This is a genomic window from Janthinobacterium sp. GL_088 (assembly GCF_057837845.1).
Genome location: NZ_CM174453.1, coordinates 5,603,110 through 5,627,444 on the forward strand (window position 1 = coordinate 5,603,110; position 24,335 = coordinate 5,627,444).

Annotated in this window: 21 protein-coding genes and 1 tRNA gene; 10 read left to right on the top strand and 12 right to left on the bottom strand. The window is 63.9% G+C overall.

What is annotated here, in order from left to right; translation table 11 throughout:
• The first annotated feature begins 345 nt into the window (after nt 1-345).
• The gene (locus AC3IQ7_RS24950) at nt 346-600 is read left to right on the top strand and encodes a hypothetical protein (protein ID WP_489207590.1); all 255 of its coding nucleotides are present in this window, start codon (nt 346-348) and stop codon (nt 598-600) included.
• 33 nt (nt 601-633) lie between these two features.
• On the opposite strand, the gene AC3IQ7_RS24955 is transcribed toward AC3IQ7_RS24950, so the two are convergent.
• The 5 genes from AC3IQ7_RS24955 to AC3IQ7_RS24975 all read right to left on the bottom strand — a co-directional run bounded on the left by AC3IQ7_RS24955 (nt 634) and on the right by AC3IQ7_RS24975 (nt 8,080).
• A complete protein-coding gene (locus AC3IQ7_RS24955) occupies nt 634-2,031 on the bottom strand; it encodes an efflux transporter outer membrane subunit (protein ID WP_489207591.1) in 1,398 nt (465 codons plus the stop codon).
• On the bottom strand, nt 2,028-3,197 hold the full coding sequence (locus AC3IQ7_RS24960; RefSeq protein ID WP_322426275.1) for an HlyD family secretion protein: 1,170 nt from the start codon (nt 3,195-3,197) through the stop codon (nt 2,028-2,030). The genes AC3IQ7_RS24955 and AC3IQ7_RS24960 overlap by 4 nt, the downstream gene beginning before the upstream one ends.
• The gene (locus AC3IQ7_RS24965; protein WP_489207592.1) at nt 3,184-4,878 is read right to left on the bottom strand and encodes an MFS transporter; all 1,695 of its coding nucleotides are present in this window, start codon (nt 4,876-4,878) and stop codon (nt 3,184-3,186) included. Before AC3IQ7_RS24965 ends, AC3IQ7_RS24960 begins: the two co-directional genes overlap by 14 nt.
• Nucleotides 4,879-5,075: 197 nt before the next feature.
• A complete protein-coding gene (locus AC3IQ7_RS24970; RefSeq protein WP_489207593.1) occupies nt 5,076-7,487 on the bottom strand; it encodes a catalase in 2,412 nt (803 codons plus the stop codon).
• A 239-nt stretch (nt 7,488-7,726) separates the two neighbouring features.
• Nucleotides 7,727-8,080 (bottom strand): ElaB/YgaM/YqjD family protein, encoded by a 354-nt coding sequence (locus AC3IQ7_RS24975; RefSeq protein WP_099378105.1) that lies wholly within the window; start codon nt 8,078-8,080, stop codon nt 7,727-7,729.
• A gap of 377 nt (nt 8,081-8,457) precedes the next feature.
• Here AC3IQ7_RS24975 and AC3IQ7_RS24980 point away from each other — a divergent pair, with 377 nt between their 5' ends.
• The gene (locus AC3IQ7_RS24980; protein ID WP_489207595.1) at nt 8,458-9,858 is read left to right on the top strand and encodes an aminotransferase-like domain-containing protein; all 1,401 of its coding nucleotides are present in this window, start codon (nt 8,458-8,460) and stop codon (nt 9,856-9,858) included.
• On the opposite strand, the gene AC3IQ7_RS24985 is transcribed toward AC3IQ7_RS24980, so the two are convergent.
• A complete protein-coding gene (locus tag AC3IQ7_RS24985; protein WP_489207596.1) occupies nt 9,855-10,268 on the bottom strand; it encodes a DoxX family protein in 414 nt (137 codons plus the stop codon). The two genes, AC3IQ7_RS24980 and AC3IQ7_RS24985, sit on opposite strands and share 4 nt — an antisense overlap.
• Nucleotides 10,269-10,437: 169 nt before the next feature.
• Here AC3IQ7_RS24985 and AC3IQ7_RS24990 point away from each other — a divergent pair, with 169 nt between their 5' ends.
• From AC3IQ7_RS24990 to AC3IQ7_RS25000, 3 genes are all read left to right on the top strand, one after another.
• Entirely contained in the window at nt 10,438-11,415 is a 978-nt protein-coding gene (locus AC3IQ7_RS24990) for an alpha/beta fold hydrolase (RefSeq protein WP_489207597.1), read from the top strand.
• 173 nt (nt 11,416-11,588) lie between these two features.
• Nucleotides 11,589-12,323 carry a sensor histidine kinase gene (locus AC3IQ7_RS24995; RefSeq protein WP_489207598.1) on the top strand — a complete coding sequence of 245 codons (735 nt, stop codon included), beginning with the start codon at nt 11,589-11,591 and terminating at the stop codon, nt 12,321-12,323.
• An 8-nt stretch (nt 12,324-12,331) separates the two neighbouring features.
• On the top strand, nt 12,332-12,979 hold the full coding sequence (locus AC3IQ7_RS25000) for a response regulator (protein ID WP_489207599.1): 648 nt from the start codon (nt 12,332-12,334) through the stop codon (nt 12,977-12,979).
• Nucleotides 12,980-12,989: 10 nt separating this feature from the next.
• Here the strand turns inward: AC3IQ7_RS25000 and AC3IQ7_RS25005 are convergent, their stop codons facing one another.
• Nucleotides 12,990-13,271, bottom strand: coding sequence for a XapX domain-containing protein (locus AC3IQ7_RS25005; protein WP_099378109.1), 282 nt, complete (start codon nt 13,269-13,271; stop codon nt 12,990-12,992).
• 72 nt (nt 13,272-13,343) lie between these two features.
• Nucleotides 13,344-14,030 carry a hydrolase gene (locus AC3IQ7_RS25010; protein ID WP_322426272.1) on the bottom strand — a complete coding sequence of 229 codons (687 nt, stop codon included), beginning with the start codon at nt 14,028-14,030 and terminating at the stop codon, nt 13,344-13,346.
• Between the two features lie 209 nt (nt 14,031-14,239).
• Here AC3IQ7_RS25010 and AC3IQ7_RS25015 point away from each other — a divergent pair, with 209 nt between their 5' ends.
• The gene (locus AC3IQ7_RS25015) at nt 14,240-14,872 is read left to right on the top strand and encodes a response regulator (protein WP_099378110.1); all 633 of its coding nucleotides are present in this window, start codon (nt 14,240-14,242) and stop codon (nt 14,870-14,872) included.
• Between the two features lie 15 nt (nt 14,873-14,887).
• Here AC3IQ7_RS25015 and AC3IQ7_RS25020 read toward each other — a convergent pair whose 3' ends face one another.
• The gene (locus AC3IQ7_RS25020) at nt 14,888-15,586 is read right to left on the bottom strand and encodes a YoaK family protein (protein WP_489207600.1); all 699 of its coding nucleotides are present in this window, start codon (nt 15,584-15,586) and stop codon (nt 14,888-14,890) included.
• Nucleotides 15,587-15,823: 237 nt separating this feature from the next.
• Here AC3IQ7_RS25020 and AC3IQ7_RS25025 point away from each other — a divergent pair, with 237 nt between their 5' ends.
• From AC3IQ7_RS25025 to AC3IQ7_RS25040, 4 genes are all read left to right on the top strand, one after another.
• Entirely contained in the window at nt 15,824-17,698 is a 1,875-nt protein-coding gene (locus tag AC3IQ7_RS25025) for an amidohydrolase (RefSeq protein WP_489207601.1), read from the top strand.
• A 7-nt stretch (nt 17,699-17,705) separates the two neighbouring features.
• Nucleotides 17,706-18,797, top strand: coding sequence for a porin (locus AC3IQ7_RS25030; protein ID WP_489207602.1), 1,092 nt, complete (start codon nt 17,706-17,708; stop codon nt 18,795-18,797).
• A 97-nt stretch (nt 18,798-18,894) separates the two neighbouring features.
• Nucleotides 18,895-19,722 carry an AraC family transcriptional regulator gene (locus AC3IQ7_RS25035; protein ID WP_489207603.1) on the top strand — a complete coding sequence of 276 codons (828 nt, stop codon included), beginning with the start codon at nt 18,895-18,897 and terminating at the stop codon, nt 19,720-19,722.
• 77 nt (nt 19,723-19,799) lie between these two features.
• Nucleotides 19,800-20,225: a cupin domain-containing protein gene (locus AC3IQ7_RS25040; protein ID WP_489207604.1), complete on the top strand. Its 426-nt coding sequence runs from the start codon at nt 19,800-19,802 to the stop codon at nt 20,223-20,225.
• 70 nt (nt 20,226-20,295) lie between these two features.
• On the opposite strand, the gene AC3IQ7_RS25045 is transcribed toward AC3IQ7_RS25040, so the two are convergent.
• The 3 genes from AC3IQ7_RS25045 to pepN all read right to left on the bottom strand — a co-directional run bounded on the left by AC3IQ7_RS25045 (nt 20,296) and on the right by pepN (nt 24,177).
• A tRNA-Thr gene (locus tag AC3IQ7_RS25045) sits at nt 20,296-20,371 on the bottom strand.
• Between the two features lie 115 nt (nt 20,372-20,486).
• Entirely contained in the window at nt 20,487-21,488 is a 1,002-nt protein-coding gene (locus AC3IQ7_RS25050) for a class 1 fructose-bisphosphatase (RefSeq protein WP_034747152.1), read from the bottom strand.
• Between the two features lie 34 nt (nt 21,489-21,522).
• Nucleotides 21,523-24,177 carry an aminopeptidase N gene (gene pepN, locus AC3IQ7_RS25055; protein WP_489207605.1) on the bottom strand — a complete coding sequence of 885 codons (2,655 nt, stop codon included), beginning with the start codon at nt 24,175-24,177 and terminating at the stop codon, nt 21,523-21,525.
• Nucleotides 24,178-24,335: the final 158 nt, after the last annotated feature.

The window sequence follows — 24,335 nt, forward strand, 5'->3', positions numbered from 1 at the left end:
AAGTCAACAAATATTCAATGTGTAATTTTTGGCAACATTGATGATTTGCGACATTCTGGTGCATTTTTTAATGCTTTACAATCAATAAAAATATTAAAAAGTTAATTAATTGAGATTAGACAAGGAAATCAAAAAATTCCTCAAAGGCACTTGTGCCCATGCTAACAAGTGTGTCTATTTTGTTATTTATTGAAATTGGTACTAAGACAGTTTTTTTGGCATCACGCCCTTGGAATGGCAGAAAATGACGGTAAAGATGCCAATTTCAGCCAATGTGTCACTATGTACCCTACCGTACATATCAAAATATAAAGTGTTTCCCATGTGATACTAAAAATAATTTAAATGACAATGTTTATTGGTATCACAGGAGATGCGCGGCGAAAATCGCAAAAGAATTCCCAGTGGAAATTCTTTGTGCAAGATACCGTGAAAATTTCGTTGTTAAAATACAACAACAAAAATCGGCAGCGCGCCGTCGCGGACAGGGGAAAAGCAGGGATTTTTGGGAAAGGGCAGCAGGAGGACGCCGCCGTCAGCATCCAGGCAAACAGCCTGGATGTTGCAGCAAGAAAGACCAGCGCTTGTCCCGGCAGGTGAATCCATCGCCTGCCGGACAGACTGGAACAAGCTTTAAGGGCGGGCCGCTGCCGACCAGCCGCCGCCCATGGTCCGGTACAGATCGACCGAGGCGACGAGGATGCGCGTCTTCAGCTGCAGCAGTCCCACGTCGGCGCTGTACAGGGTACGCTGGGCGTCGAGTTCTTCCAGGTACGAGGCATAGCCATTGCGGTAACGGTTATGCGCGATGCGCAGGGTGTCCGCCGCCGTGGCGCGGCGCGCATCGTTTTCCACGGCTTGCTGCCGCAGCCGGTAGATGGCGCCCAGGCTGTTCTCCGTTTCGGCGAAAGCATTGCGCACCACGTTTTCATATGCGTAGACAAGCTGGTCGCGCTGCGCGCCGGCCGCATCCGTCTGCGCCTGCACCCGGCCACCATCGAACAGGGGGCCGGCCGCCAGCGCCGTCAGGCGCCACAGGGCCGTCGGCGCATGCAGGAAATCGGTGAGGGTCGTCGCTTGCCCGCCGCCGACGGCCGTCAGCTTGAACGAGGGCAGCAGCTGGTCGCGCGTGGCGGCCAGGCTGGCGTTGGCGGCCGCCAGGTTGTGTTCCGCGCGCGCGATGTCGGGCCGCCGGCGCAGCAATTCGGATGGCAGGCCGGCCGGCACGCCAGGCGCCGCCAGCTCGGCCAGCGGCAAGCCACGCGCGATGGGGCCGGGATTGCCGCCGACGAGGATGGCCAGCGCGTTTTCCTGCTCGAAGATTTGCCGCTGCAGCTGCGGCACCTGCTCGGCCGCCGCATGGTATTCCGATTGCGCCTGCAGCCATTCCAGGCGCGAGCTGTAGCCCACCTCGAACTGCTTGCGCGCCAGCTCGCGCGACTGTTCGCGCAGCTGCAAGGTCGATTGCGTCAGCGCCAGCTGCGCGTCGAGTCCCCGCAGATTCAGGTAACTCGTCGCCACGCTGGCGGCGATCGACAGGGCCGCCGCATCGAGGCTGGCCTGCTCGGCGCGGTAGCTCTCGCCGGCCGCATCGCTCAGACTGGCCAGCCGGCCCCACACATCGATTTCATAACTGGCCTGCAGTTCTGCCTGGAAGACATTCGTCACATACGGCTTGCCGCTGGAGGCCAGGGTGCGCGTGCGCGTGGGCGAGCCGTCGAAGGCCAGGTTGGGCGCGCGGTTTGCATCGGCCTGCGCCAGGCGCGCGCGGTATTCCTGCACGCGGGCGCGCGCCACGCGCAAGTCGCCGTTGCGCGCCAGCGCCTCGCCTACCAGGTCGCTCAAGACCGGATCACCGAAGGCTTGCCACCACAGCTGCTCGACATGGGCGTCAGTCGCCGCCGGTGCACCTGCCGCCTGCGCGCGCCAGCCGGATGGCAACTGCAGTGCCGATGCGGGCTGCGGTGGCGCGTTGGCGGCGCAGCCGGCCAGCGCCAGCGTGGCGGCCATCAGCAGTAAGCGGCGCTTCATGGCTTGGCCTTCTTCGCTGCAGGCGGCGGCGCGGGATTCTCCGCCGAGTCGTTCAGCACGGCCGACGTGTCGACGCTGACCACCACCGACATGCCGGGCACGAGGCGGCGTGCGTTCGCCTGGCCCGCATCGATGCGGATGCGCACGGGAATACGCTGGGCGATTTTGAGGTAATTACCCGTCGCGTTATCGGCCGGCAGCACGGAAAACTCGGAACCCGTGGCCGGCGAGATGCGCTCCACTTGCCCCGTCAGCACGGCGCCGTCGAGCGCATCGACGTGGAAGGTGGCGCTCTGCCCCTCCTGCACGCCGTTCATCTGCGTTTCCTTGAAATTGGCGATCACCCACATCTGGCGCGGCACCAGCGCCATCAGCTGCGCGCCCGAATTCACGTACGCGCCCTGGCGCACCGTCACCTGGCCCAATTGTCCATCGGAAGGCGCCACGATGCGCGTGTTATCGAGGTCGATCTTCGCTGCCTTGACGGCCGCCTGCGCGTTCGCCACGGCCGCTTCCAGGGCCTGCTTGTTGACCACCACGCTATGCACGCTTTGCTGGGCGATGTCGAGATTGGCCCTGGCCTGCGCCAGCGCTGCCGCCATCTGCGCCTGCGTGGCGCGCGACTGGTCGTGTTCGCGCTGCGACAAAGAACCGTCGGCCACCAGCTGCTCCACGCGATTGAGGTCGGCGCTGGCCTTGCGCGCCTGCGCTTCCGCGTTGGCCATCACGGCCTCGCTGACGGAAATGCCCGCCTGCGCGCTGGCCTTTTGCTGCGCCCAGTTCGACAGCGCCGCCTGCTGCGCGGCCAGCTGGGCCTGCGCCTGCTCGTAGCGCTGCTGGTAGATGCGATCATCGATGCGCACCAGCAGCTGGCCCTCCTTGACGTCCATGAAGTCCTGCACCGTCACCTCCACCACATAACCGGACAGCTGCGTGCCGATGATGGTCACCTGCCCCCGTACGGTGGCGTTTTCCGTCGTCACGATGGGACTGGTGAACGGCGGCAGCCGCCACGCGTACAGCACGATCAGCACGCCCACCAGGGCCACGGCCGCAAAGGCCAGCGCGGACAGCCATTGGTGGCGCCGGTCCGGCTGCGCCGTGGAAGGGGCGGCGGGTGCGGGTGCGATGGGCGGTACTGGCGGCGTGGTGTTATTTTCTGTCATTGCTCGGTTCCGAATTGGTAATGGGGACGATGGCCATGGCCGTCTGCGCATCGCGCACGGGGCCGACCAGACGGCGCGCGCCGGTGGTGATGCGGGTCCAGGACTGGCTGACCAGCATCCAGATCAAGGTGGCGATGGCGACGCCGGCGATCATCAAAAAAACGTCGTTATAGGCCAGCACATTGGCTTCGCGCGTGGCGATGGCGCCCAGGCGCGCCACGCCCTGGGCGCTGCGCAAGGTGGGATCCATCAGCACGCCGCCATAGCTTGCGGCGCCCGACTGCACGCGCGCGGCCACCTGCGGGTCAAGCATGGTGAGATGCTCGACCAGGTAGCTGGAATGGTATTTTTCGCGCGCCGTCTGGATGGTGCCGACGATGGCCGCCCCGAGCAGGCCGCCCAGGTTCTGCGTCATGGTAAACATCACGGAAAAACTCACCAGGTTGCGCGGTTCGGCGATCACGGCGCCCATGCCCGCCACCATGGTGGGACCGAGGAAATAAGTGCCGCCAAAGGCCAGCAGAAACTGGCTGACATACATGTTGACGGGGCGCGTCTGGCTGGTGGCGTGCGCGTCGATCAGGGCACCAAAGGCGATCAGCAACAGCGCGAACATCAGCGAACGGTTCAGGGTCGCGGGGTTGATCGTCAGCGCGCTGACCACCAAACCTGCCACGCTGCCCAGCAGGACCACGATAAACAGATTCTGCATCTGGTCCGTGTTCAAGCCCAGCGCCTGCAGAAAGCCCACGGCACCCGTCGATTCGGACAGCACGATACGAAACAGCAGCACTGATAAAAACAGCTTGGCGATCTTGCCTGTGGTGAGCCAGCGCGTGTTGAGCAGCGGGCGCGCGCGGTTATGTTCGATGGCCAGCGAGGCGGCGATCAGCACGATGGAACATGCCAGGCACACGCCCACCCACTCGGACTCCATCCACCACGCCGTGCGCCCCTGCGCCAGCACGGCGCACAGCAGGGCCACGCCGGGCGCGAACAGGATGAAAGTGAGGAAATCGAGCGGCTCGAACGTCTGCACGCGGTCACCGGGCGGCAGTTTCAGGGCCAGCACGCAGCCCAGCGCCAGCAGGGCCAGCCCCAGTTCGAACAGGTACAGGCCATGCCATTCGCCGATCTGCAGCAGCTCGGAAGTGAAGATGCGCGCCAGCGGCAGCGCCAGCTGAGCAAAACCCAGGCCCAGCACCACGCCTTTCAGGCGGTGCCGCGCGGGAAACGCCTGCAAGGTGTAGTACAGCCCCAGCACGCCCAGCGCGCCGCCCACCATGCCATGCGCGGCGCGCACGGCGATCGCCGACGGCAAGGTATTCGCATACAGGTGGGCGAACGTCACCAGCGCATACAGCACCAGGAACGCTTCCGTGAACAGGCGCAGGCCGAACTGCTGGCGGAACTTCACCAGCAGCAGATTCATGGACACGATGGTCATCACGTAGGCGGCCGGCAGCCACTGCATCTGGTAGGCATAGGCAGCCAGCGAACCTTGCAGGTTCAGCAAATTGGCCGTCACCAGGCCGTTGCCCAGTCCCCCCGTCAGCGCGACGATCAGGCCGACGATGAAATACGCGACACGCTTGGGCGTCGAATGTTCGGGCATCGATGGCGACCCGGGCAAGGTCGGGCGTTCGCCCGGCCCCCAGGTGCGAGGTGTGTACTTGTCCATGCAGTAATCGCGATCCGGTTTGCTGAAGCCGTTCCTTGCCGCTGCTAACCAGATAGTGGCAAATGAACAGTTCTAGTCAGCAGCATATCACCGCAGGACGTTTTTATTGTTTACATTGTTACATGGCGTTGCGCATGCAGCTCAAACAGCGTATGCAACGGGGCCGGCGGTTACGGCCCCTGTGCCGATGCAGCCTCTCACACCCGCGACGGGTCCGTCTCGCGCGCAAACGCCCGGTGCGCGACCAGCGCCTTTTTAAAGGCCGCCACGGCTTTCACCACGTCGCCAGAAGGCGCGACGATGATGGCGGGATCCGGCTTGCCATCGGGCAGGGTCACCGGCACGCCAGCCTTGTCCAGCAAGTCCTTGCCGGCGCCGATGGCCAGCATCGGCTTGCAGTGGCGGTATTGCAGGCGCAGGAAGTCGAGCGCATTGGCATCGTCGCCCAGTTGCTGCACGGCGCCCTGACCGTCCGGCACCACGACGGCGTCGAACAGCACGGACGGTCCCGCCTCGAACGAGATTTCCACGTCGAGCGGCGCGCCGCCGATGGTGTCGACTTTCCCCAGGTGGCTGCCCACCAGGCGCGGCACGGCGCCATCGGCCAGCAGCGCGGCATAGATATTGCGCACCTGCGCGCCATCGCTGCCCGGCCCCACCAGGATGGCCACGCGCAGGGTATGGATGCCCGTCTTGCCGGGGCGGAAAAAGAGCGACAGCGCCGGCGATGGCGGATATGCCGGCAGCGGCTGCAGCGAGGCGCGCGGCATGACAGGTGGCAGCGCCAGCCCCAGGCCATCGGCCAGGCGCTGCGCCAGGGTTTCGTCGACGTTGCGCAGCATGGCGACGATGCGCTGGCGGATAGCCACCGTCTGCACCTTGCTCAATTCAAAGCGGAATGCATGCACAATGTGCTCTTGTTCGATAGGCGTCTGGCTGATCCAGAACAGGCGCGCCTGGCCATAGTGCTCAGCGAATTTCTCGGGCTTGCCGCGCACCTTGTCGCCTTCGGCGGAGGCGGGAAAACTGTTGAAGCCCTTCGCGCCCGCCTGGAATGGACAGCCGCCCGCCAGCGAATTGGGTTCATACGCGACCCGGCCCCGGTTGATGGCCTGGCGGTGGATACCGTCGCGCTGGTTGTTGTGCATGGGCGCCAGCGGCGCATTGATGGGGATCTCATGGAAGTTGGCGCCGCCCAGCCGCGTGATCTGCGTGTCGACATACGAGTGGATGCGTCCCTGCAGCAGCGGGTCGTTACTGAAATCGATGCCTGGCACGATGTGCGCCGTGCAGAATGCCACCTGCTCCGTCTCGGCGAAAAAATTGTCCGGGTTGCGGTTCAAGACCATTTTCCCGACGGGGACGAGAGGGACAAGTTCTTCGGGAATCAGCTTGGTCGGATCGAGCACGTCGAAGGGGAACGCTTCCGCCTGCGCTTCCGTGAAAACCTGGAAGGACAGCTCGTACTCGGGATACGCGCCGCACTCGATGGCTTCCCACAGATCGCGCCGGTGGAAATCGGAATCGGCGCCGCTGATCTTGACGGCTTCGTCCCACACGAGCGAGTGCGTGCCGGCCATGGGCGACCAGTGGAATTTGCAGAACACGGACTGGCCCTTGGCATTGACGAGGCGGAAGGTGTGCACGCCGAAGCCCTGCATCATCCGGTAACTGCGCGGGATGGCGCGGTCCGACATGGCCCACATCAGCATGTGCGTGATTTCCGGCGACAGCGAGGCGAAATCCCAGAAGGTGTCGTGCGCGCTGGCCGCCTGCGGCATGCCATTGTGCGGTTCGGGCTTGACCGCATGCACGAGGTCGGGGAATTTCATCGCATCCTGGATGAAGAAGACGGGGATGTTATTGCCGACCAAATCCCAGTTGCCCTCGTCCGTATAAAACTTCACGGCAAAGCCGCGCACGTCGCGCGCCGTATCGGTGGAACCGCGTTCGCCGGCCACCGTGGAAAAACGCACGAAGACGGGCGTGCGCTTGCCCGCCTTGGCGAACAGCTTGGCACGCGTATGCTTGCTTTGCTCCCTGTAGCATTCGAAGTAACCGTGGGCCGCCGAACCGCGCGCATGCACGACGCGCTCAGGGATGCGCTCATGGTCGAAATGCGTGAGCTTTTCACGCAGGATGAAATCTTCCATCAGGGTCGGGCCGCGCAAGCCCGCCTTCAGCGAATTCTGATTGTCACCCACGGGCACGCCCTGATTGGTCGTCAGCACGCAGCCGCTATCGTCGGCACGGGCGCCATCCAGCGAGCTATTCAGCGCATTCTCGCCCAGCGCGGGCTGGCCATCGCCCGTCTTCGGAGAGGGTATCGTTTCGCCCGTCGTGCTGGCCGTGGCCAGCGGCTCGCCAGCTGCCACATGCACGCCTTCGGCCGGCGTGCGCGCCGCCTCGCCGTACTGGCCTTCCTCTTTCGGATTGACGGCCATGGCGGCGGCCAGCTGCTGGCCGGCGGCCGTCTTTTGCAGCAGCGCGCGGGTCACGTCATTGTCCGCCCCCAGGCTGTGCGGCGCATTGCTGTCGGATGGGCCAGACATGCTGCTCAAGACGGAACCCGCACCGTCCGTGGACGGCGATTTCTTGTTGGTAGCCATTACGTCTCCTGTGAGTAGTTTGCCCCGGGAGAACGCTACAACTCCCTCATTCAGCGCACGAACAGGGCAATCAAAATAATGATGGGAATAGGTATGCCGATCAACCACAACAAAATGGAGCGCATCATCACTCTCCTTTACTGCTTGCTACTACCTTGTGCGCGTGGGCGCCGGCCCGCCCCGCCATGACAGCGAAGGGAACAGCGCCCACGACACATACTTCCAGGAAGGCGCAAAACTTATTTACGCGAACCCAGCAATTTCGACAGGCCATAACCGGCCGCTGCCGCGATCAGCAGGGACACGGCCGGGCGTTCGCGCACATAATCGCGGCCCGTTTCGCCGGCGCGCTGGCAGGCGGCGCCCAATTGCTTGCCGCGCGCCATCAGGGTTTCGGATGCCTTGTTGACGCTGTCGCTGACCTGGTCCAGGCGGTCGCCCACCTGGTCCACGCCGTCATGGGCGCGCGTGGCCACCTTGTCGGCCAGGGGTTGTGCCTGGCTTGCCACCTTGTCGATGGTGCGGTGCAATTCCTGGCGGGTATCCTGGGGGGTACCGTTCATATCGGAGCTGGTTTTTTCAATCGCGTTCATGATGGTTTCCTTTAACAGTGAATAATTTCAACCATGCTCGATGCCGTGACCGAATCATGATTCTCCTCGCTTCGGGGAAAAAGAAGCGGCTAAACGCTGCCGGGCTGAGCCATATCAAACAGTGGATCAGCAGCAAGCTGTTAGCACTACCTTACCCGCGCCAGCCGCGCGCCACCGTGCGCTGCCACACCTTGAAGGCCAGACTTAAATTCCTGTTGGAAATAGCAATCCCAGCCAGTCTGATCTAGATGCAGGGAAACGATCCATTATGCATAGTCCTTGCCGCAAGATAAAACCTGCTCCACCCACAAATGCATGGATTTTTTCAAGGTATTTCCTCATAATTGCATGAATAAATACCCATACATATAGATAAAATGTCTAAGTCAAAATCCATACAAGAAGAAAGCCAGGCCGGCGCATGGATCACGCCGTTCGTGCAGCACGGCGGTCCGCGCTACCTGCAGATCGCAGACATGCTCGAGCGCGCGCTGTCCGATGGCGGCTTGCGCCCGGGCGACCGCTTGCCGCCGCAGCGCAGCCTGGCCGCGCTGTTCCAGATCGACCTGACGACGGTGACGCGCGCCTACGACGAAGCCAAGCGCCGCAACCTGCTGGAAGGGCATGGCGCGCGCGGCACCTATGTGGCGGCGCCAAAAGTGGAATTGACGCAGATGCTGGACCTGAGCATGAACATCCCGCCGCCGCCCGTAGGCGTGGATTTCGACGACCTGCTGAAACAGGGCGTGGCGCAGGTGCTGATGCGCACGGACAGCGATCTGTTGATGAGCTATCACCTGGGCGGCGGCAGCCAGGCCGACCGCGCGGCGGGCGCCGTCTGGCTCGCGCCCATGTTCGGCGATGTCGACGCAGAACACGTGGTGGCCTGCCCCGGCGCGCAGGCGGCGCTGGCGGCGCTGATTTTGACCCTGAGCCGGCCCGGCGACGCCATCCTGACGGAAGCGGCCGTGTACCCGGGCTTGCGCCTGGCCGCAGGCCAGTTGAACCGCAAGACCATCGCCGTGGAAACGGATGCCGACGGCATGCTGCCCGAGGCGCTGGAAAAGGCTGGCCGCAAGCACCACGCGCGCCTCGTGTATTTGAACCCTACCCTGCAAAACCCCACGGCGCACACCATGCCGGCCGCGCGCCGCCTGGCCATCACGGAGGTGGCCCAGCGCTGCGGCATGCACATCATCGAGGATGACCCGTACTGGCTGCTGGCATCCGATGCGCCGCCGCCCCTGGCGCATTACGCTCCCGCCCACGTGTCGCATATCGCCACCCTGTCAAAATGCCTGGCGCCGGGCCTGCGCATGGCCTATACACTGATCGCCGACACGCAGCTGCGCGAACGCTTCCTGCAGGCGCTGCGCACGTTCAGTCTGATGGCCACGCCCGTGACGACGGCGCTGACGACGCAATGGATACACGACGGCTCCGCGCACGCGCTGCTGGCCGGCATACGCAGCGAAGCGGATGCGCGCCAGGACATTATCCGCACCCTCCTGACGGGCACCACTCACCCGCGCAGCGATGGCATTCACGTGTGGTTTTCGCTGCCCAGTTACTGGAGCTCGCGCGAACTGGCCGACACGGCCCGCGCCCAGGGCGTGGCCGTCACGGCGTCCGACGCCTTCTACGACAGCCGTGCGCCGAACGCCATCCGCATCTCGCTGGGCAGCCTCCGCGACCGCGCGCGCCTGGCCAGCGCATTGAAGAAATTATCACTGCTGCTGGCGCACAAGCCTGCCGTGCGGCGGGAATTCGTCATTTAACGGCGCGACCGCGCATCCACCGAATACTTGCCCGCGCCGCTGATGGCAATCGTGCCGAAGACGATGATCAGCAGCCAGCCAAACTGGCCGTCGGCGATGCTCCAGTCAGGGTGCACGAGCAGCATCGACACGCCCAGCAGGAACAGCAAGGGCAGGCAGGCCAGGCGCGTCAGCAAGCCGGCGGCGACCAGCAGCGGGCAGACGATTTCCGCGAACAGGGCGCAGTACAGGGTGACGGCACGGCCCAGGTGCAGCGGGTCGTCGATGTGCGCCAGTTCCTCGGAGAAATGCAGCAGCTTCGGCAAGCCATGCACGTGCAGCACCAGCAGCGCGCCCGCCACGCGCGCAAACAGCAAGCCCGCGTCGGGTAAAAAGGGGCCGGCCAGTGCCGCCATCGAGTTTTTCTTCATGATTACTCCAGTGGGAAAGCCAGGCGGCGCGGGGCGCCGCTGCCAGCCATCATAGGCAGGCGGGAGACTCGGCGCGACTGGTCTTTTGGCAGAGGCGCCAGCGCGCGCGAAGGCCTAGACTCGCTGTTGCCATCACTGGCCCCTCCCCCATCCCCGAAGGAAATGCATCATGCCGAAGAAAATCGAAGCCGAAGAAGTCAACTCCCGCCGCAAGCTGCTCGTCAGCGTCGCCGGCGTGGCCGCCGGCGCGGGCCTGCTGGCCGCCGGTGGCGCCAGCGCCGCCGCCAAGCCAGCCGCCGCCGCTGCAGCGCCGGGCAAGCTCACCGTCAATAGCGTCACCGTCAAGGACGGCACCGTCATCCACTTCAAGGACTGGGGCACGGGCACGCCCGTGGTCTTCAGCCACGGCTGGCCATTGCAGGGCGACGCCTGGGAAGACCAGATGATGTTCCTGGCCAGCCACGGCTACCGCGTGATCGCGCACGACCGCCGCGGCCACGGCCTGTCCAGCCAGCCATGGCAGGGCAATGACATGGATACCTACGCCGACGACCTGGCCACCCTGCTCGACGCGCTCGACATCAAGGGCGCGACCCTGGTCGGCCATTCGACGGGCGGCGGCGAAGTGGCGCGCTACATCGGCCGCCATGGCGAAAAACGCGTGGCCAAGGCTGTGCTGGTGGGCGCCGTGCCGCCGCAGATGGTCAAGTCGGAGACGAATCCGGGCGGCTTGCCGATGTCGGTGTTTGACGGCATCCGCGCCGGCGTGCTGGCCGACCGCTCGCAATTCTTCAAGGATCTGACCGTGCCGTTCTTCGGCGCCAACCGTCCCGGCAACAAGGTATCGCAAGGCATGCGCGACACCTTCTGGCTGCAGGGCATGCAGTGCGGCATCAAGAACGCCTACGATTGCATCAAACAGTTTTCCGAGACGGATTTCACGGCAGACCTGAAGAAAATCTCCGTGCCGACCCTGGTAGTGCACGGCGGCGACGACCAGATCGTGCCGATCGACGCTTCCGGCAAGGCCGCGGCCAAGCTCATCAAGAACGCCAGGCTGGTCGTCTATGAAGGCGCGCCGCACGGCTTGCCGGCCACCCACAAGGACCGACTGAACGACGACTTGCTAGCCTTTATCAAGTCCTGACCGTTCTGCGCTCCCCGCACCGCCGGCCCGCCCGGCGGTGTTTCACTCTCCCCAGCGCGCAAAAAAAACGCCCGCCTCCCCCATTCGTATAACTGCCTTGCCTGCCGGGCCATGCATACTTGTTGCAGCGCGGCATACGCCGCGACAGCGACAGGAGCACGGCGATGGCCAGCATGCATTATCCCCTTCAAAAAAACGACGCCGGCCTGGCGCAGGCCCATCATTTAGGCGGCATGGGCGGCATGGGCGAATTTGCCGCATCGGTCGCGCACGAGGTGCGCCAGCCGCTGGCGGCCATCACGCTCAATGCCGATGCCGCCCTGCGCTGGCTCAATCACGATCCGCCCCGCCTCGACGAGGCGCGCGCGGCGCTGGCCCTGGTCGCCAGCGCCGGCAGCCATGCCAGCGCCGTGCTGCGCAGCGTGCAGGACCTGGCCTGCAACGCGCCGGGCAGCCACGGCCATTTTGTGGCCGACGACGCCGTGCAAGACCTGCTGCCGCTGCTGTGCGCGCCACTGCAACGCCACGCCATCCGCCTGGAAACGCAGCTGGCGCCGGGCCGCCCGCTGCTGCACGCCGACCCGGTGCAATTTCGGCAAGTCATCCTGAACCTGCTGATGAACGCCATCGAAGCCCTGCAGAGCACCAGCGGCCGGCCGCGCACGGTGCTGCTGTCCTCGCGCCTGGATGGGGAAGTGCAGCATTTCAGCATCGCCGACAATGGCGCCGGCATCGCGCCGCAGGCAGCTGGCCGCCTGTACCACGCCCTGTATTCCAGCAAGCCGGACGGCATGGGCATGGGCCTGGCCATCTGCCGCCGCATCGTCGACGCGCATGGGGGGCGCCTGTGGCATGCCCCCGGCGCCCCCCATGGCAGCGTTTTCCACTTCACCCTGTCAGCGCCATGAGCACAGCCATGCACACAACCCTGCCCCCGGCCGATCCGTCGATTACCCTGCTGATCGCCGACGACCACCCGCTGATCCTGGCGGGACTGGCCTCGCTGATCGCGTCACTGCCAGGTTTCCTCCTGCTGGGCCAGGCCGGCACGGGCTACGCCGCCGTAGAGCTGTACCGGGAGCTACGGCCCGACGTGGTGCTGATGGATTTGAACATGCCGGAAATGCATGGCGTCGAGGCGATCGAACGCATCTGCGCAGACGACGCGCAAGCGAAGATCATCATCCTCACCACCTACCAGGGCGAAGACAATGTGCACCGCGCCCTGCACGCCGGCGCGCGCGGCTACCTGCTGAAGGATTCCGGCTTCCTGCAACTGACGCAGTGCATCCGCCAGGTGGCCGCCGGCAGGCACTACCTGCCGCCGGAACTGGCGGCGCAGCAAGCCAGTCGCATCGAGGCGAATCGCCTGTCGAAACGCGAGCACGACATCCTGCTGCACCTGTCCGCAGGCAAGAGCAACAAGATGATCGCGCGCAACGCCGGCATCGAGGTAGGCACCGTCAAATTTCATGTAAATAACATTTTGACCAAGCTCAACGTATCAAGCCGCACCGAAGCGGCCACGGTGGCCGCCCGGCGCGGCTTGCTGGGCGCGTTCTGACGCCACGGTATCAAGCGGCGCTGTCGTCCTTCTGCTGCGGTTCGGCCTTGGCCAGCGTTGGTTTCGCCTCCACGCCGCTGATCTTCGGCACACACTCGCTGCGCAGCCACGACACCGTGATGGCTTCTCCCGCCATCAGGCGCTTGACGCCGGGGACGATCTGTTCGCCGATCAGCATGCCCAGCAGGCCGATCAGGGCAATGGCGGGCGGCGCCGGCGAGCGCACCTGCAGGACGGCGTAAATGACGCCAACCAGCAAGCCCACCGCCAGCGAAATCACATATAACTTCATGGCGCATTCCTTTCGATGAAAAAAACGCCGCGCACGCTCAGGCGCGCGGCGCATGGCAATGCCGCGTGGCGCTTACCTGGCCGGCACCGGCGCCAGGGTGGCGTGTTCGCCATGGATGCGCTGCGGTGCCTTGTGCACCATCGTGTAGGCGTAGTCGACGCCCATGCCGTAGGCGCCCGAATGTTCGCGCACGATGGCCATGACGGCGTCGTAGCTTGCCTTGTGCGCCCAGTCGCGCTGCCATTCCAGCAGCACCTGCTGCCATGTCACGGGCACCACGCCGGCCTGGATCATGCGCTGCATGGCGTAGTCGTGCGCTTCCTTCGACGTGCCGCCGGATGCGTCGGCCACCATGTAGATTTCGTAGTCGCCTTCGAGCATCGCGCACAGGGCGAAGCTGTTGTTGCACACTTCCGTCCACAGGCCGGAGACGACGACTTTCTTCTTGCCGTTGGCGGCCAGCGCATCACGCACCTTCTGGTCATCCCAGGAATTCATCGAGCTGCGCTCGAGGATATCCTTGCCGGGGAAGACGTCCAGCAGCTCGGGATAGGTGTGGCCGGAGAAGCTTTCCGTTTCGACGGTCGTAATGATGGTGGGGATGTTGAACACCTTGGCGGCCTTGGCCAGGCCCACGGTATTGTTTTTCAGCGCTTGCCGGTCCATCGATTGCACGCCGAACGCCATTTGCGGCTGCTGGTCGATGAAAATGATCTGGCAATTGTCGGGGGTAAGGACTTCCAGTTTCGGATTGGTCATGATGTCATCCATGAAGACAGGGTTGAGTGGGTACTGCCGTGCATCGTATGCCTGGCGGCGTGCCCGCACCACTATCTAAATATAGGCTGGCATGGAGCTTTCCTCTGGGGAATCCCCCCTGCAGCCCGGTGAGCGCTGCGGTAAAATACCTTTTGCTCACCATGTTCCGACGACTCTTGATCGATAACTCCTCTTTGCCAGGCAACATCATGCGCAGCGATATGGCGCCGATACGCATCCTCATCGCCGACGACCACCAGTTGCTGCTAGACGGCATCGCGGCCCTGCTGCGCGCCTTTCCCGGCGTGGCGCTGGTGGGCCAGGCCACCGATGGCCAGCAGGCGGTGCAGCAATTTGACGCGCTGCAGCCCGATGTCACGCTGATGGATTTGCAGATGCCAGTCATGAGCGGCCTTGACGCCATCGGCACCATCCGCGCGCGCCATCCGCAGGCGCGCATCATCGTGCTGACCACCTACAAGGGCGACACGCAAGTGCTGCGCGCCATCCGCGCGGGCGCATGTGGTTATGTGCTGAAAAGCGCGCTGCGCCACGAATTGCTGGCGGCGATACAGAACGTGCATGCGGGACGGCGCCACATCACGCCCGAGATCGAGGCGGAACTGGCGCTGTACGCCTGCAGCGACGTGCTGTCGAACCGCGAACTGGACGTGCTCAAGCAGGTTGCGCAAGGCAATTCCAACCGCGAAACGGGCGCACTGCTGCAGATCAAGGAAGAAACCGTCAAGGCGCACATGAGCACCATCCTGGCCAAGCTGGGCGCCCGTGACCGCACCCACGCCGTCACGATCGCGCTACGGCGCGGCATCCTCGACGCCTGAGCCGCGCCAGTACGCTCAGGCCGCCGGCACGCCCGGCTGGCCGCTACGCTGCTGCACGACGATCAATCCCCCCAGCAGCATCAACGGCAAGGCCAGCGCCACGAAACCGAAGGCCAGGTAGGCAAAGGCGGCGGCGATGGCGCCCAGGGCAAAGGCCAGCAACGGCCAGAAGAACTTCCCGCAGCGCGCATGGGTGGCAGCATCGGCCGCGCCGCGCAGCACGTCGACGGTGTCGATGACGATCTGCGTCACATTCCCCGTCATCATGGAAGTGGGCGCCAGGTGTGCCAGCAGCAGCCGGCTGGTGGCGCTGTGCACGCCCATGGCGGCCGTGCCCAGCAAACCGGCCGCCATGGCCATGGAACTGACATCCTTGCCGATCGGCTCGGCCAGGATGCCAAACACCATGAAGCCGGCCAGCAAGGCCCACTGCAGCAGCATCGCCAGGGTCAGCGACGGGCCGGCGCGGCGCTCGACGGCCAGCACCATCAGGCGTGTGATGGCGACGCCGGCGATAAAGGCGGGAAAAGCGAGAAACTTCAGCAGGATGGACACGCGCGATGCATCCGCCAGGGCGGCGCCGATCAGCACGAAGTTGCCCGTGACATGGGCCGTAAACAGGCCAAAGAGGGCAATAAAACCCAGGGTATCGACATACCCGGCTAAAAATCCCAGACTGGTGCCGAACAGGCGGGTGTGTGGTGGCTGATCCATCGAATGACTCCTGATACCGTGCAATGCACTAAAAACGAAAAACGCGCCAGCTCCCCGGCGCCGCTGCCTGCATGGTAAGCCATGCGGCAGGCCGCCGCCCCCGTCCTTCGGCCAGTGCGCCACGTTCCACCTGATCTTTTGGCCCGTGTTCAGGCGCGGGACGTCCGCTACACTGGCCGACGTGACTTTCGCGCCGCGCACGCCGGCCCTCCCGCACTGCAACCATGGAGCTGCACCATGCCAGAACACACCCTCCCCGCCACCGCACCCTTGATCCTGCTCAACGGCTGTTTTCATACCGTCGATAAAAGCTGCCCGCAAGCGAGCGCGGTGGCCATCGCCGACGGCAAATTCCTTGCCGTCGGTGACGCCGATGATGTCATGCGCCACCGCGCGCCCGACAGCCGCGTGATCGACCTCGGTGGCCGCACCGTGATCCCCGGCCTGAACGACTCGCACTTGCACCTGATCCGCGGCGGCTTGAACTACAACCTGGAATTGCGCTGGGAAGGCGTGCCGTCACTGGCAGACGCCCTGCGCATGCTGAAGGAACAGGCGTTGCGCACGCCGAACCCGCAGTGGGTACGCGTCGTCGGCGGCTGGAACGAATTCCAGTTCGCGGAAAAGCGCATGCCGACCCTCGATGAAATCAACGCGGCCGCGCCCGACACCCCCGTCTTCATCCTGCACCTGTACGACCGCGCCCTGCTGAACCGCGCCGCCCTGCGCGTGGTCGGCTACGACAAGAACACGCCGAATCCGCCGGGCGGCGAAATCGTGCGCGACGCTGCCGGCAACCCCACGGGCATGCTGATCGCGCGTCCGAACGCCATGATTTTATATGCGACCCTGGCCAAGGGTCCGACCCTGCCGCGCGAACTGCAAGTCAATTCCACGCGCCAGTTCATGCGCGAACTCAATCGCCTCGGCCTGACCAGCGCCATCGACGCGGGCGGCGGCTTCCAGAATTATCCGGAAGACTACGCGGTGGTCGAGGAGCTGGCGCAAAAGGAGCAGCTGACCATCCGCATCGCCTACAACCTGTTCACGCAAAACAAGGGCCGAGAACTGGAGGATTTTGAAAAATGGACGGAGATGGTCACGCCGGGCCAGGGCGACGATTACTACCGCCATAACGGCGCTGGCGAAATGCTCGTGTTTTCGGCCGCCGACTTCGAAGATTTCCTCGAGCCGCGCCCGGACCTGGCGCCAGGCATGGACGACGAACTGGAAAAGGTCGTGCGCCACCTGGTGTCGAAACGCTGGCCCTTCCGCCTGCACGCCACCTATGACGAATCGATAGCCCGCATGCTGACGGTCTTTGAAAAGGTCAACCGCGATATCCCTTTCGACGGCCTGCACTGGATGTTCGACCACTGCGAAACCATCACACCGAAAAACATCGACCGGGTCAAGGCGCTGGGCGGCGGCATCGCCATCCAGCACCGCATGGCCTTCCAGGGCGAATACTTTGTCGACCGCTACGGCGCGGAAGCGGCCAAGGCCACGCCGCCGATCGCGCGCATGCTTGCCTCGGGCGTGCCGGTGGGCGGCGGCACCGATGCCACCCGGGTCGCCAGCTACAACCCGTGGACGGCGCTGTACTGGCTGGTGTCGGGCCGCACCGTGGGCGGCTTGCGCCTGTACGACGCGGGCAGCCGTTTGTCGCGCGACACGGCGCTGGAACTGTGGACGGCGGGCAGCGCCTGGTTCTCCAGCGAGCAAGGCAAGAAGGGCCGCATCCAGGAAGGCATGCTGGCCGACCTGGCCGTGTTGAGCGCGAATTTTTTCAGCATCGATGAAGAGGCGATCAAATCGATCGAATCGGTGCTCACCATCGTCGGCGGCAAGATCGTCTACGGCCAGGCGGAATTTACCAAGCTGGCGCCACCTCCTATCCCCGTATTGCCCGACTGGTCGCCCGTGAAAAACGTGGCCGGCCACTACCGCGCCGCGCCGCCGCAAACGGCCAGCGTCATGCAGCAGCACCAGTGCCAAGGCGCCTGCGGTGTGCACGCCCACGCGCACGACGTGGCGCGCAAGAGTTCCGTGCCCGTCTCCAGCCATTCCGGCTTCTGGGGCGCGCTGGGGTGCAGCTGCTTTGCGTTCTGAGGTGCGTATGACGCGCGTGTTTTCATGCGCCGCCGGTGCCCTGGCACTGGCGGCAGCCATGCCCGCCGCGGCACAGGACAATGTGCAGCTGTATGGCCGCCTGAACGTGGCGCTCGAAGCGCTGCATGGTGGCGGCAGCGGCGACAGCGTGCAGCGCGTCTCCAACAACCGTTCGGTACTGGGTTTTCGCGGCAGCGAAGACCTGGGTGACGGCTGGCAGGCGCTGTTCCAGGTCGAGGGCACCTTGGCTCCCGACACGGGCGCGGGATCCATCGCCGCGCGCGACACGCGTGCCGGCATAGCCGGCCCGTGGGGCACCCTGTTTGCCGGCAACTGGACCCTGCCCTACAACAGCGCCACTTCCACGCTCGACCCGTTCTACCCCACCACGGCCGGCTACATGAGCCTGATGGGCAACGGCGCGGGCGCCACCGAAAGCAATACCAGCAACGCGTACTCGTTCGACCGGCGCCAGCAAAACAGCGTGCATTACTGGACACCGCAGTGGCAGGGCTGGTCGCTGCGCGTGGCGCGCGGCATGGCAGAAGAACGGCCGGCCAACGGCGCGCATCCCGCACTGACGTCGGCCGCCCTGCTCTACGACGGCGGCTCCCTGTATGCCAGCCTGGCGCAGGAAGAACACCACGACTACCAGGGACGGGGACTCTCCGACCGTGGCAGCAAGCTGGCCCTGGCATGGAGGATAGACAGCGCCACGCAACTGGCGGTGGCGCTGGAAAGCCTGCGTTACGCCACGGCCACGGGCGAGCTGCGCCGACGCACGGTGTATGTCTCCGCCACGCGCCAGTTCGGCCGCCATGGCCTGCGCTTCGGCCTGGCCCACGCGCAAAGCGCCACCGGCAGCGCGCTGGAAACCATCGGCACCGTGCGCGCCGGCAGCGGTACGGGCGCCACCCACGCCACCGCCGGGTACGACTACCAGCTGTCGAAACGCAGCAGCCTGTATGCCTACTACACGCTCCTGGCCAACGGCCGCAACGGCATCGCCGACTTTGCCATCAATAGCCTCGGACGCGATGCAGAAACAAGGGGCGCCACCTTGTCGGGCGTGGCGCTGGGTATCAAACACAACTTCTGAAGCACAACTTCTGAGCCGCGGTTTTCGTGGACAGCCCTATGCGCGGCGAGTACAGTCTGAATTCGTCAACCAGGGCAGGCATCTGCGAACAGACACCATGAAGCGAGCATCAACGCCAGCACTCAGCGACTGGGTCAGGTGCGCCGAACCGGTACAAGGAATCGAACGCATCGAGGCGTGGTTCAAGGGCAAGGCCTATGCCATGCACCGCCACGACACCTACGCCATCGGTCGCACGCTGGCGGGTGTGCAGCGTTTCAGCTACCGCCGCGGGCAGCGCAACAGCCTGCCCGGCAATACCATGATCCTGCATCCCGACGAGGCCCACGATGGCCAGGCGGGCACCGACGCCGGCTTCCGTTACCGCATGCTGTATATCGAGCCGGCGCTGTTCCAGGACGTGCTGGGCGGAAGCGCGCTGCCCTTCATCGAAGGCGGCGTGTCGACCGATCCCCGCCTGGCGGCGGCCACCTGCGCCTTGCTGCCGCACGACGGCCACCCGCTCGAAGCGCTGGAACAAAGCGAGGCGCTGGCAAAACTGGCGCATGCGCTGGCGGCGGTGGCCGGCACGCCGGCGCAGCGTCCAAAAGGCGATTTCCTGGCGGCGCGGCACGCGCGCGACTACTTGCAGGCGCACTGCACGCGCGCCGTCACCCTGGCGGAACTTGAAGCGGCAACGGGACGCGATCGCTGGAGCCTGTCGCACGACTTTCGCGTCTTCTATGGCACCAGCCCATACCGCTATCTGACGATGCGGCGCCTGGAAATGGTGCGGCGCCTGCTGCTGGCAGGCAGCACGCTCGCATCGGCTGCCATGGCCGCGGGCTTTGCCGACCAGAGCCACATGACGCGACACTTCCTGAAAACCCATGGAATCACGCCTGGCCGCTGGCTGCGTTACGCCGGTGGCACCAGCACACGCTGAAAACACCCACGATCGTTCAATACGGCCGGCAAGCAGCTGCGTATTCTGGCTGCATCGCCACTTGAACGGAGCACAGCATGCCAGACACCACCACTACCGTCACCACCACCACGCGCGGCCAGGGCCAGTCCATCGACCTGGCAGGCAAGATCGCCCTGATCGACGGGCACTGGCAACCGCGCGTCATCGCCGAAATGAATGACTACCAATTCAAGGTCGTCAAGGTACTCGGTCAATTCCAGTGGCACCGGCATGCCAACACGGACGAAACCTTCATCGTGCTGGAAGGCGAATTGCACATCGCCCTGCGCGGCCCTGGCTACGCGGAAGGACATGCCATCGTGCTGCGTGCCGGCCAGATGGCGGTGGTGCCCCGTGGCGTCGAGCACAAACCGTGCGCCCTTGCCGAAGCCCGGCTGCTGCTGATCGAGCCGCGCGGCGTGGTCAATACGGGCGATGGCGACGCGGATGAGCGCACTGTGCAGAACGATCAGTGGATATGAAGCCGGAAGGATGACAAAAAACAAAAAACCCGCCGACTTTTGCAAGTCAAGCGGGTTTTCTGATGAAACTTGGTGCCGTTGGCCGGAATCGAACTGGCGACCTTCACATTACGAATGTGCTGCTCTACCAACTGAGCTACAACGGCGAAGACCCACATTCTACAAACAATGCACAAAATTTGCTAGTGTCAACGCGAACTTTTTTGCATTTTTTTGGCGGCCCGGCTGCGGGCCGCTAAAAATCGTGGAAAAGTGCGGCTTTTACTCCGCGTGGTAAGCCGTGACGCGGGCCACTTCGTCTTTCGAGCCGAGGAAGACGGGCACGCGCTGGTGCAGCTTGTGCGGGGCGATGTCCATGATGCGCTGCTGGCCGTCGGTGGCGGCGCCGCCGGCTTGCTCGACGATGAAGGCCATCGGGTTCGCTTCGTACATCAGACGCAGCTTGCCCGGCATCGAGGTGTCGCGCAGGTCGGCCGGGTACATGAAGATGCCGCCGCGGTTCAGGATGCGGTGCACGTCGGCCACCATCGAGGCGATCCAGCGCATGTTGAAGTTGGTGCCACGCGGGCCCGTGTCGCCGGCCAACAGTTCGTCGACATAGCGTTTCACGGGCGGATGCCAGTGGCGCGCGTTCGACATGTTGATGGCGAATTCCTTCGTCGTCGGCGGGATCTGCATATTGCTTTGCGTGAGCACCCACGAACCCATTTCACGGTCCAGGGTGAAACAGTTCACACCATTGCCGAAAGTCAGCACCAGCATGGTTTGCGGGCCGTACACGGCGTAGCCGGCCGCCACTTGCTTGCTGCCTGCCTGCATGAAGTCCTGCTCGGTCGGCTGCCCCATGCCGTCCGGCGCCTTCAGTACCGAGAAGATGGTACCGATCGAGACGTTGACGTCGATGTTCGACGAGCCATCCAATGGATCGAACAGCAGCATGTATTCGCCCTTCGGATAGCGGTTCGGGATCGGGTGGATCGATTCCATCTCTTCCGACGCCATGGCAGCCAGGTGGCCGCCCCATTCGTTCGCTTCCAGCAGGATCTCGTTGGAGATGATGTCGAGTTTTTTCTGTACTTCGCCCTGCACGTTTTCCGTGTCCGCCGTGCCCAGCACTTCGCCGAGCGCGCCCTTGCCGACGGCGTGGCTGATGGTTTTGCAGGCGCGCGCGACGACTTCGATCAGCAGGCGCAGTTCGGCCGGAATGCTGTTGTTCGAGCGCTGCTCTTCAACCAGGTATTGCGTAAGACTGATGCGTTTCATGAAATCCCTTTTGTTTTGATGAGTTATTGCGGTGTTAATTGGCCAATGCCTTGCTGACGACTTCCATCACGTCATTCGACAGGCTGGCCTGGCCGGCGACTTTTTCCAGCGCCTCGCGCATGTGGCTTTGCAGCGCAGGCACGTACCGGCGCCAGCGGTCCATGGAACGCGCCAGGCGGGCCGCCACTTGCGGGTTCAGGGCGTCGAGCGCGATCACTTGCTCGGCCCAGAAGGCGTAGCCGCTGCCATCTGCCGCATGGAATTGCGATGGATTGCCGTTGGTGAAATTGAAGATCAGGCTGCGCGCGCGGTTCGGATTTTTCAAGGTGAAGGCCGGATGCGTCATCAACTGGCGCACGGCTTGCACATCGGTCGTTGGCGCGGCCGCCTGCATGGCGAACCACTTGTCGATCACCAGCGCTTCGTTCTCGAAGTCGGTATAGAAGCTGGTCAAGGCCGCCTGCGCATGCGGCTGCGAGCCGGAATGAATCAGCGCCGCCAACGCCGCGGCGCGGTCCGTCATGTTGCCGGCATTGTCGAACTGCAGCCGCGCCAGGTCCAGCTCCGCCGCTTCGGGCGCGATCAGCAGATACGACAGCGCCAGGTTTTTCAGCGCGCGCTTGCCGGCCGACAGGGCGTTAGGGCTGTATTCGCCCGGCGTCTGGTTGGCGTGGTATTGCGCCAGCAGTTCAGGCTTCAGGGCGGTGGCGATGGTGCGGCGCATGAACTGGCGCGCCGCATGGATCGCTTGCGGGTCGACTTGCGCCATGCGCTCGGCGATGATGGTTTCCGACGGCAGGATCAGCGCCAGCTCGCGGAAGGCGGGATCGAGCGCTTCGTCAGCCAGCAAGGCGCGCTGCGCTGCGATGAAGGTGTCGTCCAGCACCAGGGTCTCGCCAGCAGCCACGGCACCGGTCAGTTTCAGCAGGCGCTCCATGGCCAGGCGCTGACCAGCTTCCCAGCGGTTGACGGGATCGCTGTCGTGGCGGAACAGGTGCAGCAGTTCGGCGTCGGTATAGCCGTACTCCAGCACCACGGGCGCGGAAAAGTCGCGCAGCAGCGAAGGCACGGGGGCTTGCGCCACCTGCGTGAAGCGGAAAGTCTGCGACGCTTGCGTCAGTTCCAGCACGACGCTGGTGGCGCCGTTCGACGCCACGCCATCCACGTACAACGGCAGGTCGCTGCCATCGGCAGCCAGCAAGCCGACGGTGACGGGAATGTGGAACGGCAGTTTCTTCGGCTGGCCCGGCGTGGCGGGGCAGCTTTGCGCCAGGGTCAGCTCGAACGTCCGGCTGTCAGCATCGTAGCGCGTGGAAGCTTGCACGATGGGCGTGCCGGCCTGGCTGTACCAGCGCTCGAACTGGGTAAAGTCGCGGCCATTCGCATCGGCCATCGCGGCGCGGAAGTCGTCACACTGGACGGCCTGGCCATCGTGGCGTTCAAAATACAGGTCCATGCCCTTGCGGAAACCGTCACGGCCCACGAGGGTCTGGTACATGCGCACCACTTCGGCGCCTTTTTCGTAGATCGTGACCGTATAAAAGTTATTGATCTCGACAAAGGAGTCGGGACGCACGGGATGGGCCATCGGACCCGCGTCTTCCGGGAACTGCGCCTGGCGCAGGGTGCGCACCTGGTCGATACGCGTGACGGCGCGGCCCGTGTCCGTGCCGATCATGTCGGCCGAAAACTCCTGGTCGCGGAACACCGTCAAACCTTCCTTCAGCGACAGCTGGAACCAGTCGCGGCACGTCACGCGGTTGCCGGTCCAGTTGTGGAAGTATTCGTGGCCCACCACCGCTTCGATGCCTGCGTAATCGACGTCGGTCGCCACGCGCGAGTTGGCCAGCACATACTTGGTATTGAAGATGTTCAAACCCTTGTTTTCCATGGCGCCCATGTTGAAGTCGCCGACGGCGACGATCATGAAGCGGTCCAGGTCCAGTTCCAGGCCAAAACGTTCCTCGTCCCAGCGAATCGAATTTTTCAGCGACTGCATGGCGTAGTCGGTTTTATCGAGGTTGCCGTCTTCCACCCACACCTGCAGCAGCACTTCGCGCCCCGATTTCAAGGTGTAGCGCTCTTCTTGGCACACCAGGCGCGCGGCGACCAGGGCGAACAGGTAGGAAGGTTTCTTGAACGGGTCTTCCCACTTGGCGTAATGGCGACCATCACCGAGGTCGCCTTCTTCGATCAGGTTGCCGTTCGACAACAGCACCGGATACTTGTCCTTGTCGGCGCGCAGCATGACCGTATACCTGGCCATCACGTCGGGGCGGTCCGGGAAGAAGGTGATGCGGCGGAAGCCTTCCGCTTCGCACTGCGTGAAGAAATTATAGTTCGACACGTACAAACCGGACAGCGAGGTATTGTCCTGCGGCGCCAGCACGGTTTCGATATCGAGCGTAACATCGTCCGGAGCCTTGGGGATGCTCAGCATGCTGGCCGTCAGCTTGTACTGCGACGGTTTCAGCAGCTTGCCGTTCAGGCGTACTTGCACCAGTTCGATGTGTTCGCCGTGCAATTCGATGCTGCGGCTGGTGCTGGCCGGGTTATGGCGCATGTGAATCCGGCTCGCCACCACTGTGCGGGCGGGATCGAGATCGAAACCAAGTTCGACGCTGTCAACCAGGAAGCTGGGCGGCGTGTAATCTTTGCGGTAAATCGTCTGAGGGCTGTCTGTGCGCATAGGGATTTGGGTGGGAGCGGAGGCAAAAGCCTATTTTACCAACACCAGCCCCCGATAGTCGCGATTCAGGCCAGGAATGTTGGATTCCCTTACACGCCGACATGCTCGGTAACATTCTGTAATAATGAATAGAAACAAATAGAACTATTCTTATAATA

What these genes read in the sequence shown, in the direction of transcription:
- AC3IQ7_RS24970 (WP_489207593.1), bottom strand. Translation starts at nt 7,487, where the DNA reads ATGGCTACCAACAAGAAATCGCCGTCCACGGACGGTGCGGGTTCCGTC.
- pepN (WP_489207605.1), bottom strand. Translation starts at nt 24,177, where the DNA reads ATGCGCACAGACAGCCCTCAGACGATTTACCGCAAAGATTACACGCCG.
- AC3IQ7_RS25015 (WP_099378110.1), top strand. Translation starts at nt 14,240, where the DNA reads ATGCGCAGCGATATGGCGCCGATACGCATCCTCATCGCCGACGACCAC.
- AC3IQ7_RS25000 (WP_489207599.1), top strand. Translation starts at nt 12,332, where the DNA reads ATGCACACAACCCTGCCCCCGGCCGATCCGTCGATTACCCTGCTGATC.
- AC3IQ7_RS24955 (WP_489207591.1), bottom strand. Translation starts at nt 2,031, where the DNA reads ATGAAGCGCCGCTTACTGCTGATGGCCGCCACGCTGGCGCTGGCCGGC.
- AC3IQ7_RS25025 (WP_489207601.1), top strand. Translation starts at nt 15,824, where the DNA reads ATGCCAGAACACACCCTCCCCGCCACCGCACCCTTGATCCTGCTCAAC.
- AC3IQ7_RS25040 (WP_489207604.1), top strand. Translation starts at nt 19,800, where the DNA reads ATGCCAGACACCACCACTACCGTCACCACCACCACGCGCGGCCAGGGC.
- AC3IQ7_RS25035 (WP_489207603.1), top strand. Translation starts at nt 18,895, where the DNA reads ATGAAGCGAGCATCAACGCCAGCACTCAGCGACTGGGTCAGGTGCGCC.
- AC3IQ7_RS24985 (WP_489207596.1), bottom strand. Translation starts at nt 10,268, where the DNA reads ATGAAGAAAAACTCGATGGCGGCACTGGCCGGCCCCTTTTTACCCGAC.
- AC3IQ7_RS25020 (WP_489207600.1), bottom strand. Translation starts at nt 15,586, where the DNA reads ATGGATCAGCCACCACACACCCGCCTGTTCGGCACCAGTCTGGGATTT.
- AC3IQ7_RS24975 (WP_099378105.1), bottom strand. Translation starts at nt 8,080, where the DNA reads ATGAACGCGATTGAAAAAACCAGCTCCGATATGAACGGTACCCCCCAG.
- AC3IQ7_RS25030 (WP_489207602.1), top strand. Translation starts at nt 17,706, where the DNA reads ATGACGCGCGTGTTTTCATGCGCCGCCGGTGCCCTGGCACTGGCGGCA.
- AC3IQ7_RS24965 (WP_489207592.1), bottom strand. Translation starts at nt 4,878, where the DNA reads ATGGACAAGTACACACCTCGCACCTGGGGGCCGGGCGAACGCCCGACC.
- AC3IQ7_RS24960 (WP_322426275.1), bottom strand. Translation starts at nt 3,197, where the DNA reads ATGACAGAAAATAACACCACGCCGCCAGTACCGCCCATCGCACCCGCA.
- AC3IQ7_RS25005 (WP_099378109.1), bottom strand. Translation starts at nt 13,271, where the DNA reads ATGAAGTTATATGTGATTTCGCTGGCGGTGGGCTTGCTGGTTGGCGTC.
- AC3IQ7_RS24990 (WP_489207597.1), top strand. Translation starts at nt 10,438, where the DNA reads ATGCCGAAGAAAATCGAAGCCGAAGAAGTCAACTCCCGCCGCAAGCTG.
- AC3IQ7_RS24995 (WP_489207598.1), top strand. Translation starts at nt 11,589, where the DNA reads ATGCATTATCCCCTTCAAAAAAACGACGCCGGCCTGGCGCAGGCCCAT.
- AC3IQ7_RS25050 (WP_034747152.1), bottom strand. Translation starts at nt 21,488, where the DNA reads ATGAAACGCATCAGTCTTACGCAATACCTGGTTGAAGAGCAGCGCTCG.
- AC3IQ7_RS25010 (WP_322426272.1), bottom strand. Translation starts at nt 14,030, where the DNA reads ATGACCAATCCGAAACTGGAAGTCCTTACCCCCGACAATTGCCAGATC.
- AC3IQ7_RS24980 (WP_489207595.1), top strand. Translation starts at nt 8,458, where the DNA reads ATGTCTAAGTCAAAATCCATACAAGAAGAAAGCCAGGCCGGCGCATGG.
- AC3IQ7_RS24950 (WP_489207590.1), top strand. Translation starts at nt 346, where the DNA reads ATGACAATGTTTATTGGTATCACAGGAGATGCGCGGCGAAAATCGCAA.